Consider the following 14,203-nt stretch of genomic DNA (forward strand, 5'->3'; position numbering starts at 1 on the left):
GGACCATTTTAAATGAGAAATTTGTAATCCACAGGAGGCAGTAAACACATGTCTAAATTAAAGCGAACGTGTACGTGTGGACAGTTGCGCTTAAAAGAGGTCGATTCAACGGTAGTTTTGATGGGATGGGTAGATAGCGTTCGGGACCACGGAGGAGTAATTTTTATCGATCTCAGGGACAGAGAGGGAATTACCCAGGTGGTTTTTAATCCTGACACGGCAAATAAATCATGTGAACTTGCACATCAATTAAGATCTGAATACGTTATCGCAATAAAGGGAAAGGTTGCTGCCAGGCCCGCCGGTACCGTCAATCCGGATTTAGCTACCGGCGAGATAGAGGTGCTTGCCGATGAGCTTGAAATTTTTAATAAATCCGAAACGCCGCCATTTGAAATCATTGACAATTCCAACGTTTCATTAGAATTAAGGCTGAAATATCGTTATCTGGACCTGAGACGTTCAGAAATGCAAACGCATTTAATTTTCCGTCATAAGGTGTGCCAGACTATACGTGAATATTTTAACACACGGGGTTTTATTGATATTGAGACGCCTGTACTGACAAAGAGTACCCCCGAGGGCGCCAGGGACTATCTGGTTCCCAGCAGGGTGAATCATGGCAAGGTATATGCTTTACCGCAATCTCCGCAACTATTTAAGCAGGTGCTTATGGTTTCAGGGTTTGACCGCTATTTTCAAATCGTCCGGTGTTTCCGGGACGAAGATCTCCGCGCACAACGGCAACCGGAGTTTACCCAAATCGATATGGAAATGTCTTTTGTGGATGAGGAGGATATTATACAGGTTATCGAAGGGCTGATTGCTGCGATTTTTGAAAAGGTTGTGGGGAAACCGGTCAACCTGCCGTTCCCCAGATTATTGTATCAGGAGTCCATGGCGTCCTATGGATGCGACGCCCCTGATTTACGATTCGGTATGAGGATACAGGATGTTTCTCACATTGTAAAAGAATCAAACTTTAAGGTTTTTTTAGAGACAATTAACTCCGGCGGGCAGGTGCGGGCGATAAACGCGGCAGGGTGCGGGCATTATTCGAGAAAAGATATAGATGAATTAACGGAATTTGTAAGCCAGTTTGGCGCCAGGGGGCTGGCCTGGTTCAAAGTGGAAGAAACAGGTCTGGTTTCCTCAATAACTAAATTTTTTCCTCCGGAAATATTGCAGAAAATTCAGCAGCACATGAATGCTAAAGCCGGTGATTTGCTCCTGTTTGTTGCGGATAAGGAAAAGGTCGTATCCCAATCCCTGGCGCATCTCCGGACGCATCTTGGTCATAAAAACAATCTTATCAATGCAGAGGAATTTAATTTTGTATGGATTGTTGATTTCCCGCTGTTCGAATATAATGAAGATGCGAAACGTTACGTGGCCCTCCATCACCCGTTTACCTCGCCCCGGTCTGAAGATATTCCTTTCCTGGAGGAAAAACCCTTGGAAGTCAGGGCAAGGGCATACGATCTCGTGCTGAATGGCGTGGAGCTTGGAGGAGGCAGTATTCGTATTCATTCCCCTGAAATACAGAAAAGGGTGTTTCGCCTGCTGGGGATAAACGATAACGATGCGTATCAGAAATTTGGATTTCTGCTGGATGCGTTAAAATTCGGAGCACCGCCCCATGGCGGAATTGCATTGGGAATTGACCGCATGATTGCATTGTTGTTGCACCTTGACGATATCCGGGAAGTAATCGCATTTCCAAAAACACAGAAAGCTACCTGCCCCATGACGGAAGCCCCTTCTGAAGCAGACCCGCAACAATTAAAAGAACTGGGCATAAGCCTTGCCTGAATATTTTGCCGGGTATTAAAATGAACCTTTATAGAAAGGAGGATATTTTCACTAAAGGGAGAATGTCCTGGTTTTTCAGAAAAGACCTCAGGAAAAAGGAAGGATACGCCGAAGAATATTTATGAAACAAAAAATGCTTATTATGATTCTATGCGCGTCATTTGTCGTGCTGCTAACTTCAGTTGGCTTTTATATATATTTGAAGCGCCAACACCATTCATTATCGTACCTGCAAATGGCTGGAGAATATGTGCAGCAGGGGAAATACGACGACGCCATTCATTTATTGAAAGAGACATTGCGTAATAATCCTCACATTGCGGAGGCGCATGCCGCGTTGGGCATGATATACAACAAAAAAGACCTGCCCGATGAATCTTTGCAGGAATTGAAAATTGCGCTAACGATGAAACCTGACCTTATAAGTATTTATCAGGAAATGTATAAGGTTTACAAGAAAAAGGGCATGGAGGAAGAAGCACAAAAGGCTTTAGGTTCTTATGAAAAATTGAAAGGAAACGAATAAAATTTAATTTGTATAGTTTTTGCAAAAGTGTTAACATTTTTTTATGAAGAACTATTTAAGACTATTTCCTATATTCATATTTGTTGGCATTTTTACTATGTCTTCTGTATTTGCCGACGCAAATAGCGAAGCAAACAAATTTTACCTGGATGCGTACAATCTGTACAAGCTGGGGAAACTGGATGAATCTCTGGTATTGCTGGAAAAGGTAATAACTTTGAATCCCAATCACCCAGAGGCTCATTTTGGGATGGGAAGCATATACTTCCGCCAGGAAAAATTCCAAAAAGCCGTTGAAGCATTTACGAAGGTGACGGAAATCAAACCTAATTATGTGGAGGCATATCAACGGCTCTGGCTGGCATATAAAAAACTGGGCATGAGTGAAAAAGCCGAACAGGAACTCCTAAAATACCGCAAACTGATAGAAGACCGTATGCAGTCAATGTCGGGTGGTTCGCCTCAGGTGGTAAAACCAACGGCTCCCGCACAAAAGGAACCTGCGAAAGAAAAGGAACCTGCGAAAGAACAGGAAGAGAAACCAGCAGAACCGGCAGAAACAAAACAAGTGGCAAGGCCAGTGCCGGAAAAAATAACCCCATCGGGAACAACTAAATCGCCGGAATCGCATGTGACGGAATCCAAGCCGGCTGAAAAAGAACCCGTGGCCGAAGTTGCGAAAACGGAGGTGAAAAAGCAACCGGAACCCGTTGCCGTAGTACCTGTGAAACCGCAAAAAAAAGAGGCACAATCGCCTTCTGTTGTTGTTCCGCCGGAATCTCCGCCGGTTGTACCGGAAACAAGGCCTTTAAGACCGGAAAGTCCGTCGGTTGAACTGAAATATAAACCGCATCTCGATACGGAGTCTGCCGCCAAATATAAAAAATCTTACAAAGGCGACGATCCTACCCTGAAGGGTTTCATTAGAAAATTAAAATCCACGGCTTCATTTTTGATTAAAAATCCTTTCCGTAGAAGCGACGGAGCAACGGAAAAATCTTATTTTGCAAAACTGGTAAAGGGTGCAGTATATTATGTAGTGGTAATTCAAATTTGGTTATGCGTTGCTGCGGCGCTATGCATTTATTTTTCTAAACCGAGAAGTAACGACAAGGGAAATGTCTGAGTATAATAAGGATATAAACTATGAAACTATGCCCTTTTTGTGCAGAAGAAATTAAGGACGAAGCTATTAAGTGCCGTTTTTGCGGCGAATTTTTGACTTCTTCTCACGAAGAGGTCGGTGAAAGAGAGCCCAAAACCGGATATACTCCCTCATCTAAAAACCTCTATAAAAAAACAAGGCCTCAGAAGGGCAAAAAAACTCTTCCGCAACACATTGCTGGTAAGGAAGAAGAACGGCTAATGTCTCAACAACAATCGGAGGGGCAAACACCGCTTCAGACGGTTTATGCGCCGCCGGCAGTTGAAGTGAAGAAATCGATAAAAGAAGCATCTGCCATTGTCTTCCCTGGAAAATCCGGCGAGGTAAAAAAGAAGAAAAAAGACTGGGTATTAATAATTGCGATTATTGTATTTGGTATTTTACTTCTGGTAATACAATTCAGCAAACAACTTGGCATAGAGGGATTTCCGTAATCTTCAGAACATCGTAGTTTTTTGAAAAATTCCAATAATAGCGATGTTTGCCTCATAGTGTAGGGGCGAAGCATTTGCTGCAACTAAAAAGGGGTGCATCCCGCTCTTTTATAAAAGCGGTATGCACCCCGGTATGCTTCCTTCCGCAGAGTAAAAGCTCTTATCGCCACTACCTGAATGAAGGTATATCCTCAGATTCGGTTTCGGAAAGGATTGCTGCAACAGTCATTGTTATTCCACGAATTTCATTTCCAATATAGCGTACCTTGCTTTTCCTGTCTAATACATATATCAAGGGTAAATTCTGCACATTATAAAGTTGGGCCAGTTCACCTTTAAATTGTTCTCCGTCAAATATCTGCGGCCAATCAAACCGTTCTTGTTGCATAAAACTTATAAGGTTTTCAAGATCATTATCCAGACTTATTCCTATGAATTTCACCCCCTGACTTCCCAAATTGGTGTACATTCTCATGATCTTCGGAAATTCCTGGATGCATGGTTCTGCCCATGTCGCCCAGAAAAACAAGAGAACAACCTCGCCCTTGTAGTCCGCCAGGTTAACAGTCTTTCCATTTACATCCTTTACGCTGAACATTGGGGCTTCCACACCCATTTGTGTAGTGTTGCTCAAGTCTCCTCTAAAACTGGCGGCAGCCTGGGGTTCTATTTCTTTTAATGCCGCAATAGTTTTTTTTGCATTTACAACGTCACCCTTACCCAGAAGGGCCTGTATTTTAAAATAAAGCGTTCGCGCCTTAAAATTTTTGTCGACCCCTTCCTGACTCAATACAGTATCAAAGCATTTTACCGCCTCATCAAATTTTCTCGTCATGTTGTACACATTACCGATAAAAAAGGTTGCTTCCAGACCCTCCCAGGTTCCCTCGTATTTTTTTTCCAGTTTTTTTAAATCCTTAAGGAAATCTTTGTAGAAATTTTCAGCATCTTTTAATTTCATTTCCGTTAACCCGCTCAGGTTTTTTCTTAGCAATTCAAGTTGTTTTGCAGCTTCCTGATTATGTGCAAGCTCCTTTGCAAAAGATACCTGGCTTACAAAAGAAAAAAACAGTGCCGAAATTATTGTTACAACAAAAAGACAATTTTTCTTCATGGTATAAACTCCTAAAGTCCCTATGGATAATGTGATGTTAAAAAAATAACGCCTGTAATATAGCGGCAATTCAAGAATTGCAGTTGCTATAGTACTACACGGTGAAAGCTTATTTTTTGCGGGTTTTTTTCGCGGCCTTCATGTTCTTCGCGGTTGAACTATTTTGGGTTTGCAGCTTTGCCTTCTATGTCAGCAAGGATACAAAACATGGCAACAGTCTGAGGGCAAAGCATTTGCTATAAATTGTCATGAATGCGTTCATACCCAAACGTGCAAATGCTTCGCCCTTACTTTTTAAAAAAACTAAAATGTTACAATAAATCTATTTTTCAGAAAGCCGCCTAAAGCCTGATTTATATTGAAAAGAAATAAGGGAAGGAGGGGGGAAATATTTTACACGTTCGTATTAACATGCTATGAATTTGAAAAGTTCCCGCAATCCTTACGTTAAAAAAGAATACAAGACAGCGGGCTATGCTAACACAGAATACATCCTTTATTCAAGACTCATTTTCGGTAAAATTATTAACACTATATGACAAACGCGGCTATCGTTGGAATTTTTTAAAAAACGAACTTGTTACGTTTTTTACAATGCTTATAGAAAAGGTGTGTTTTAAAATTTACGTTGCAAAAAAGCCGTCTTTCCTTTTAGAATGAAACTGGTGGTTTTCTTATTAATTTGATATTTACAGACAGTGTTCATGTTTTCGATAAAAAGATTTTTGTCACGGATGCCATGTTTTTTATAATCCGATATTTTTAAAACCATTATCTATATTTTTATCAGATGAATAACCGGGAGTACGTATAAAATGATACAAACGAAACGTCTCATATCTTTTGCAATCGTGAATTTTTTAGTCATCTTTCTTATTTCACTGAAGGCGCATGCCGAACCGCTCAAATTAGACGTAAAGGAACACGTTCTCGGGAACGGCCTGAAGCTGCTCATGCTGGAGAAACACGAGGTGCCTATTGTCTGCCTTCGGATTAATTTCCGGGTAGGTTCTGTGGATGAAAGGCCTGGTATTACCGGCGTTTCTCATCTCTTCGAGCACATGATGTTTAAGGGAACAAAAATATTTGGAACGAAAGATTATGCTGTCGAAAAACCGTTGCTTGAAAAAGAAGACGCGCTGGTAGCAGAAATTGCATGGGAAACCGGAAAAGAACTCCATGACAAGAAAAAAATTGCCGCATTAGAAAAAGAATTGCAAACGACAAGGGGAAGACTGCGGGATTTGGCGGTAAAGGATGAAATATTTTCCCTCTACCTGCGACATGGTGCGGTCGGATTAAATGCTGCAACATCTTCTGACGGCACGTTCTATATCTGCAACATTCCCGCAAATAAACTGGAGTTGTGGGCTTTTATCGAATCAGACCGAATGAAAAACCGCGTATTAAGGGAATTCTATTCCGAACGTGACGTTGTAATGGAAGAGCGGCGGACAAGAACGGAAACAAGCCCGTTTGGCGCATTAATAGAACAACTTAATGCGGTAACATTTATTGCGCATCCCTATCGTTTGCCCACAATAGGATGGAGTTCAGATATTCAAAATCTAACAAAGGCGGAAACCGCCGGGTATTTTGAACAATATTATACCCCGAATAATGCCGTGATTGTGATGGTAGGGAATTTTAAGCAGGATGATGCAATAAAACTGATTGAAAAATATTTTGGCGATATTCCCCGCCAGCCTGACCCGCCAAAAGTTAAGACCGCTGAGCCTGAGCAAAAGGGAGAGCGGCGGATAGAGGTGGAGTTTGATTCGAACCCTTATATGGCTATTTCATATCACATTTCGGGAATAGACCACCCCGACATCTATGCATTGGATGTATTGAGTTCCCTTCTTTCTGACGGAAGAACATCGCGTTTGTATAAATCTATGATCGAGGGAAAACGCATTGCAGTAATGGCGAATGCAGGCATTGGCGTCGGAAGATTTCCGGAAACCTTTACCTTTTATGCCGCCCCCAGAGCCCCCCATACCGTTGAAGAGGTAGAGGCGGCGTTTTATGAGGAAGTAGAATTGCTCAAAACCAAGCCTCCATCTGAATGGGAGTTGCAAAAGATTAAAAATCAATTGGAGGCAAGCTTCATACGAAGGCTGGAAAGTGCCTCCGGCCTTGCCAGTGAGATAGGGTATTATGAGATTATTTCCGACTGGAGGTATATTAACACCGTTCTGGAAAAAGTAAGCGAAGTCACTGCTGAGGATGTCACAAGGGTTGCAAAGAAATATCTGATAAAGAAAAACCGTACCGTTGCTATGTTGGTTAAGAAAGAAAATGGGGAGAGTGCAAAGTGAGCATAAAAAGATATCAGCATCTTATTATATGTGTAGTCTGTTTCGTATGTGTTTTTTCTATAAACAATTTCCGGACACTACGTGCGGAGCACCAAAAAGAGGTACCTCCCTCCTCCGGCAAGCCTAAATCCGAAGGAGCAAGGATATTATCAAAATTTAAATTTGCACCTCTCGGCTTTAATCCTCCAAAGGCAGAGAGGCTGGTGTTGGATAACGGCGTAATCCTTTACTTGCTGGAAAATCATGATTTACCGATTATAAATGTAACGGCGCGAATCAGAACAGGGGCTATTTATGAACCAGCGGAAAAGGCCGGGCTGGCAAGTTTGACGGGAGATGTTATGCGGAGCGGTGGCACGGTATCCATGCCGCCTGACAAAATGAATGAGGAACTGGAATTCATAGCAGCCTCAGTGGAGACTTTTATAGGCAGAGAGTCAGGCGGTGCAAGCCTCTCCGTGCTTAAAAAAGACATGGACAAAGGGCTTAGGATTTTTGCCGACGTGCTGAGAAATCCCGCATTTCCCGAAGACAAAATAAGGATGGAAAAGGATGAAACCATTGAATCCATCCGAAGGGAAAACGACCGGCCACAGCAAATCGCAGGGAGAGAATTTCGCAAGATACTCTATGAAAGCAGTCATCCGTACAGCAGAAGAGTGGACGGCACTCTGGAATCCATAGAAAAAATTACGAGAAACGACATGATTGCATTTCATAAAAAATTTTTCCGTCCGAACAATATAATAATTGGCATTTCCGGCGATTTTGACCGAAAAGCGATGATTAGTAAATTGAATGAGGTTTTTAAGGGATGGGAAAAGGGGAAAAACATTATCCCTGATATACCAAAGGTCAAATACGAACTAAACAAATCGGTAAACTACGTATATAAAGACATCAATCAGGCAAACGTCATCATGGGGCACCTGGGGATACACAGGAGGAGCCCTGACTATTTCCCCATTGAGATTATGAATTTTATTCTTGGCGGCGGAGGGTTTAATGCCCGAATAACAAGCAGGATACGTTCCGATGAAGGGCTTGCTTATTCAGCATTTAGCAGTTTTCAAACATCTCAGGACCTTGGCATGTTTTATGTAATGTGCCAGACCAAACTGGAATCCACCAATCGCGCTATTTCAATTGCGCTGGAGGAAATCGAAAGAATGCGCACCACACCGGTAGACAATGAAGAATTAACGCATGCCAAAGAGACTTTCTTAAATCAGTTTGTTTTCCGTTTTACTACAAGCGCGAGCATTGTTGCGCAAATGGTAGATATTGAATACGAAGGCCTGCCGCTGGACTATCTGGAAACGTATGAGAATAATATCCAGGCAGTGTCTGTTGAAGACATAAAAAGGGTGGCACAAAAATATTTACACCCGGACAAAATCTGCATCCTTGTTGTTGGAAATAAGGATAAATTTGACAAACCGCTTGACACTTTCGGCAAGGTCAACGAGGTCTTGTTGGAGTAAGCTCCGGAAATACCCGCAAAAAACGAGGCTGAATAAACCATGGTTGAAACAATGGCGATAACAATGGAGCTGCCGGAGGGGGCAAATATAATAATCGGCCAGGCCCATTTCATAAAAACGGCAGAGGATATTTACGAAACCCTTATAAATGCAGCGCCGGGAATAAAATTTGGCATTGCGTTTTGCGAAGCTTCCGGCCCCAGGCTTATAAGAATCGAGGGGAACGATGAATATCTGCAGGAGACGTCCGCAAGAAATGCGAAAAACATTGCCGCAGGCCATACATTTGTAATCCTAATGAAAGAGGCATATCCCATAAATGTATTAAATGCCCTGAAATTATGTCCAGAGGTGTGTACTGTTTTTTGTGCTACCGCCAATCCCCTTCAGGTTATTGTGGCCAAAACAGTGCAGGGGAACGGCATAATCGGCGTAGTTGACGGATATAGTCCGGCAGGGACCGAAACTGAAAAAGATATTAGGGACAGAAGACAACTATTGCGTAAAATAGGATATAAGCTCCCTTGAACTGGCTTTTCATTTCTCTCTTTTGTGCATTTTGCGTGGCAACCGCTGATGCACTGAGCAAAAAGGTTCTAAAAGAAAAAAACGAGTATATTGTTTTATGGGTGCGCATTGGATTTGCCTCTCCGTTTTTGCTGTGTTTCCTGCCTTTCATAGAAATACCAACACTGGACCACATCTTTTTTCTTATTCTCATCTTCCTTGTCCCGTTGGAGACAACCGCACTCATATTGTATATGAAGGCGATAAAAATTTCACCGTTGTCAATGACATTGCCTTTCCTTGCATTAAGTCCGGGGTTTTTAATAGTAACCTCAAATATCATCCTTGGCGAAAGGCTGCATAAGCACGGCATTATCGGTGTACTGCTTGTCACATTGGGTGCGTATTTGCTTAATGTAAAAATGAGCCGGCAGGGAATATTGCAGCCGTTTAAGGCAATTTTGAGGGAACGCGGCTCTGTTTACATGATCATTGTCGCCTTTATCTACAGCATTACCTCCAATTTGGGGAAATTGGCGATCCAGCATTCCAGCCCGTTGTTTTTTTCAGCAACCTATTTTCCATTCCTGTCGTTAGTTCTTTTTCCTCTTCTTCTGTGGAAAAATAATGGCAAAATAAGACAGCCGTTGAGTTCTCATCTCGCTATCTTTATTTTAATAGGATTGTTGATCGTGTTTTCAACGGTCAGCCACTTCTACGCGGTGACATTAACAGAAGTCCCCTATTTCATCTCGGTGAAAAGGACGAGTCTGCTTTTCGGCATTCTCTATGGGGCAATTTTGTTTAAAGAAAAAAATATTGCCGAACGACTTGTCGGGGGGATGGTAATGTTTGCAGGAGTTATTGTTATTCTCTTGTTTTAGGGCAGCCCTGAGCTGTTCCGGAATTCGGGGGACACCATACGTAGTTATTGACTCAATGTTGAAAAACAGCTAAGATTCCCCGTGGTCAGGATTGCTCGTGTGGCAGTCCCAGTCTCATGCTATGACGTCAGAATTCTGCTATACCATAATTATGCAGTTTAATGCCGGACGGCAAGTGAAAATATTTTTACCCGGGAGAAACCGCCTTGTTTGAACAAACCTTCAAGAATATAGACGACATCCTCCACAAAGACGCCGGTTGCAGCAGCGAACTGGACTATGTGGAGCAGACCTCGTGGATTCTTTTCCTGAAATATCTGGATGATTTTGAGAAGGATAAGAAAACCGCGGCAGAGCTTGCCGGTAAATACTATGAAGGTATTATTGACAAACAATACAAATGGGAAGTCTGGGCAGTGCCCAAAGGCAAAGACGGCAAGATCGATCATCATAAGGCGCTTACCGGCGATGACCTGAAAGACTTTGTTGACCACAAGCTGTTCCCTTACCTGAAAAAATTCAAAACGTCAGCCGAAAGCGCCGACACCATCGAATACAAGGTCGGCGAGATTTTCAGCGAGCTGAAAAACAAGATTCAGAGCGGCTATAACCTGCGCGAAGTCATTAATCGTATCGATGAACTCCGCTTTCGCTCCCACGCTGAGAAGCATGAGATGTCGCACCTGTACGAAAACAAAATCAAGAATATGGGCAACGCCGGCAGAAACGGCGGCGAATACTACACGCCCCGTCCGCTCATAAAAACCATCGTGAAGGTGGTTGCACCCACCATCGGCAACAAGGTGTATGACGGCGCGGTCGCTTCGGCGGGCTTCCTGGCGGAGGCTTTTGAATATCTGAAAACCAGCAAGAACCTAACCACCAAAGATGCGGAGACACTTCAGAAAAGAACCTTCTACGGAAAGGAAAAGAAGTCGCTCGCCTACATCATCGGCACGATGAACATGATTCTGCACGGCATCGAAGCGCCCAACATCGTGCATACCAACACGCTGACGGAAAACATGGCCGATATCCAGGAAAAAGACCGTTACGACGTCATCCTTGCCAATCCCCCGTTTGGCGGTAAGGAACGCACCGAGGTGCAGCAGAACTTCCCTATCAAAACCGGCGAAACGGCTTTTCTGTTCCTTCAGCATTTCATCAAAATCCTGAAAGCGGGCGGAAAAGCGGGTGTGGTGATTAAGAATACCTTTCTTTCCAACACTGATAATGCGTCCGTATCTTTGCGCAAACTGTTATTGGAAAGTTGTAATCTGCATACGGTGCTGGATCTGCCCGGCGGCACCTTTACCGGTGCGGGCGTCAAAACAGTGGTGCTGTTTTTTGAAAAAGGCGTACCAACTCAAAACGTCTGGTTTTATCAGCTCAATCTGGACAGAAAACTCGGCAAGACCAACCCGTTGAACGAAAACGATCTGGCGGAGTTTGTAGAATTACAAAAGACCAAGGCCAATTCGGAAAACTCATGGTCGGTGAATGTGGCCGATGTAGATAAAACCACATTCGGCCTGTCGGTGAAGAATCCGCATAAAAAAGATGAACCCGCGCTACGTGAACCGGGAATAATTTTGGACGAGATGAAGGCGCTGGATGAAGAGAGTGAAATGATTTTCAAAAATATTTTAAGGATTTTATGAGAGCTATTCTAAAATATTCAAAAAGGCAGATTGATAAAGCTGGTGGTGTTTTGTCAGGCGTGCCTGATCAAAAGATGAACAAGGATCAAGCTATAGAAATTCTAGAAAACTTTCGATCATTACATATCCACCCTCTTATTGTATTTAGAGTGTCTTTGCAAAGAAAGTCTGAAATTATTTCTGGTGATGTACTAATTTCACAACGATTAAAAAGAGCACCATCAATTGTCAATAAATTAAAAATCCAGAAAAAGATGTCTTTATCGCAGATGCAGGATGTGGGTGGTTTGCGTATCGTACTGAATAATCTTGACGAAGTATATAAGCTTAAAGATCTAATACGTGCTGGCGAGACACAAATCGCCTTCAAATCTATTCTTTTAAAAGAAATAGATTATATTAATAACCCTAAAGAAAGTGGATACAGAAGCATTCATTTGATTTATAAATATAATAAAAATGCTCCTAATGCGAGTCAGTGTCGAATTGAAATACAGATTAGAACAAAAATACATCACGCATGGGCGACGGCAGTTGAAGTTATAGGCACGTACCTCAGGCAACCATTAAAACAAAGTTTTGGGGATAAAGAACTATTAGATTTATTTAAAGAAATAAGTAAAGTATTTATTTTATTGGAAAACAAAAAAATGGATATTTCTTTATTCAAAAATACAGTAAATAGAATAGATGAATTAAAATTGCGCGACAAATTACAAGGATTTTCAATGGTAACAAGGATTTCAGATCAGAACGATGAAAATAAAAAAGGTAAATATTTTCTTATATCCTTGAATTTTAAGAATAAGACATTGACTGTAAAAAGATTCACTGCCTCAAAGTTAGATCAAGCAAATAGTGAATATTCTGAATTAGAAAAAAAATACTTGAATGATAATAATACGGAAGTTGTTCTTGTATCAGTAGATGATATTAATAATCTAAGAAAATTGTATCCTAATTATTTCTTGGACACACAAGAATTTGTAAAGTTCCTAGACATAGTGAACAAGGAAATTGAAAAATATGAAAACTAACTGGCAAATAAAAAAACTCGGCGAGGTTTGTGAAATCAAACCACCAAAAAAAGAAGCAAGAGACCGATTGAATGATGATGACATTGTCTCGTTTGTGCCTATGGAAGATTTGGGAATATTGACAAAGAATTTTATTGCAACAAAGGAAAGACCGCTGAAAGAAGTATCTGGAAGCTATACGTATTTTTCCGATAATGATGTGCTTCTCGCAAAAATTACGCCTTGTTTCGAAAATGGCAAAATTGGAATTGCTCGCAATTTAAAGAATGGTATTGGTTTCGGCTCAAGTGAATATATTATTTTTCGATCACGTGGCGAAGTAATACCTGATTACTTGTACTACTATTTAGCTCGTGACCAGTTCAGGCAAGACGGCAAAAAAGTGATGACTGGCGCAGTTGGCCATAAACGAGTGCCGAAAGACTTTGTTGAAAACCAAAAAATACCTTATCCCAATTCCCTCCCCGAACAACAGCGTATCGTTGCCATTCTGGAGGAGGCTTTTGCCGCCATCGCCACAGCAAAAGAAAAAACCGAAAAGAATCTGCAAAACGCCCGCGAGCTTTTTGCGTCGTATCTGCAGAGTGTCTTTGCCAATCCGGGGGACGGGTGGGAAGAGAAGACATTGGGGGAATGCTTTAAATTAAAAAGTGGCGATAATATAACAAGCAAAATGATGATTGAGAATGGAAAGTATCCTGTTTATGGTGGTAATGGAATCGCGGGGATGTATAATAAATTTAATCTATCAGGGAGCAATGTAATTGTAGGTAGAGTCGGAGCTTTATGCGGAAATGTAAGGCATATAGAAGAGGCTATTTGGCTCACTGATAATGGATTCAAAATAACAGATTGTAAATATGATTTTGATAATGCGTTTCTTGCATATTTATTGAACTTAAAGAATCTACGAAATTATGCAAGGCAAGCAGCACAACCAGTCATTTCAAATTCATCATTAGAAGAGGTGTTACTACAATTTCCAAAATCATTAAAAGACCAAAAATCCATCGTCACCAAACTCGATGCGCTTTCCGCCGAAACCAAAAAGCTCGAGGCCATTTACCGGCAAAAGCTCGCAGACCTGGACGAATTGAAAAAATCGGTATTGCAAAAGGCGTTCACAGGACAATTGACAATGGAAAATTGAGAATGGGTGATTGAAAACGAGCAATGTGGTCAAAGAGAAGTCGTTTTACGTTCGCGGTGCGGGTAGTGGACCGGCTACCGAACGTTGTCAGCGCCTGAATACCAGCGA

The 14,203-nt window shown here is 41.9% G+C and carries 12 protein-coding genes; 11 read left to right on the forward strand and 1 reads right to left on the reverse strand.

Translation table 11 applies throughout. From position 1 onward, the window contains the following. Positions 1-48: 48 nt before the first annotated feature. From aspS to KSMBR1_RS21960, 4 genes are all read left to right on the forward strand, one after another. Positions 49-1,812, forward strand: coding sequence for an aspartate--tRNA ligase (gene aspS, locus KSMBR1_RS09170; protein WP_099325054.1), 1,764 nt, complete (start codon positions 49-51; stop codon positions 1,810-1,812). Between the two features lie 121 nt (positions 1,813-1,933). Beyond that, positions 1,934-2,338 carry a tetratricopeptide repeat protein gene (locus KSMBR1_RS09175; RefSeq protein WP_099325055.1) on the forward strand — a complete coding sequence of 135 codons (405 nt, stop codon included), beginning with the start codon at positions 1,934-1,936 and terminating at the stop codon, positions 2,336-2,338. 97 nt (positions 2,339-2,435) lie between these two features. Then, positions 2,436-3,464 carry a tetratricopeptide repeat protein gene (locus KSMBR1_RS09180; protein WP_157820502.1) on the forward strand — a complete coding sequence of 343 codons (1,029 nt, stop codon included), beginning with the start codon at positions 2,436-2,438 and terminating at the stop codon, positions 3,462-3,464. Positions 3,465-3,484: 20 nt separating this feature from the next. Beyond that, positions 3,485-3,937, forward strand: a complete 453-nt coding sequence (locus tag KSMBR1_RS21960; RefSeq protein WP_197705387.1) for a hypothetical protein — start codon at positions 3,485-3,487, stop codon at positions 3,935-3,937. 169 nt (positions 3,938-4,106) lie between these two features. On the opposite strand, the gene KSMBR1_RS09190 is transcribed toward KSMBR1_RS21960, so the two are convergent. Then, entirely contained in the window at positions 4,107-5,051 is a 945-nt protein-coding gene (locus KSMBR1_RS09190; RefSeq protein ID WP_099325057.1) for a TlpA disulfide reductase family protein, read from the reverse strand. Positions 5,052-5,866: 815 nt separating this feature from the next. Between KSMBR1_RS09190 and KSMBR1_RS09200 the strand changes: the two genes are divergently transcribed. The 7 genes from KSMBR1_RS09200 (at position 5,867) to KSMBR1_RS09230 (ending at position 14,095) form a co-directional block, all read left to right on the forward strand. Then, entirely contained in the window at positions 5,867-7,372 is a 1,506-nt protein-coding gene (locus KSMBR1_RS09200; protein WP_099325059.1) for a M16 family metallopeptidase, read from the forward strand. Further along, positions 7,369-8,856: a M16 family metallopeptidase gene (locus KSMBR1_RS09205; protein ID WP_099325060.1), complete on the forward strand. Its 1,488-nt coding sequence runs from the start codon at positions 7,369-7,371 to the stop codon at positions 8,854-8,856. Before KSMBR1_RS09200 ends, KSMBR1_RS09205 begins: the two co-directional genes overlap by 4 nt. Before the next feature lie 39 nt (positions 8,857-8,895). Beyond that, a complete protein-coding gene (locus tag KSMBR1_RS09210; protein ID WP_099325061.1) occupies positions 8,896-9,384 on the forward strand; it encodes an adenosine-specific kinase in 489 nt (162 codons plus the stop codon). Further along, positions 9,381-10,247, forward strand: a complete 867-nt coding sequence (locus KSMBR1_RS09215) for a DMT family transporter (protein WP_099325062.1) — start codon at positions 9,381-9,383, stop codon at positions 10,245-10,247. Before KSMBR1_RS09210 ends, KSMBR1_RS09215 begins: the two co-directional genes overlap by 4 nt. 206 nt (positions 10,248-10,453) lie before the next feature. Further along, positions 10,454-11,908 carry a class I SAM-dependent DNA methyltransferase gene (locus tag KSMBR1_RS09220; RefSeq protein WP_099325063.1) on the forward strand — a complete coding sequence of 485 codons (1,455 nt, stop codon included), beginning with the start codon at positions 10,454-10,456 and terminating at the stop codon, positions 11,906-11,908. Beyond that, positions 11,905-12,945 (forward strand): RelA/SpoT domain-containing protein, encoded by a 1,041-nt coding sequence (locus KSMBR1_RS09225; protein WP_099325064.1) that lies wholly within the window; start codon positions 11,905-11,907, stop codon positions 12,943-12,945. Before KSMBR1_RS09220 ends, KSMBR1_RS09225 begins: the two co-directional genes overlap by 4 nt. Beyond that, a complete protein-coding gene (locus KSMBR1_RS09230; RefSeq protein WP_099325065.1) occupies positions 12,935-14,095 on the forward strand; it encodes a restriction endonuclease subunit S in 1,161 nt (386 codons plus the stop codon). Before KSMBR1_RS09225 ends, KSMBR1_RS09230 begins: the two co-directional genes overlap by 11 nt. The last annotated feature ends 108 nt before the right edge of the window (positions 14,096-14,203 follow it).

The sequence above is a fragment of the Candidatus Kuenenia stuttgartiensis genome, assembly GCF_900232105.1.
Taxonomy (GTDB): Bacteria; Planctomycetota; Brocadiia; order Brocadiales; family Brocadiaceae; genus Kuenenia; species Kuenenia stuttgartiensis_A.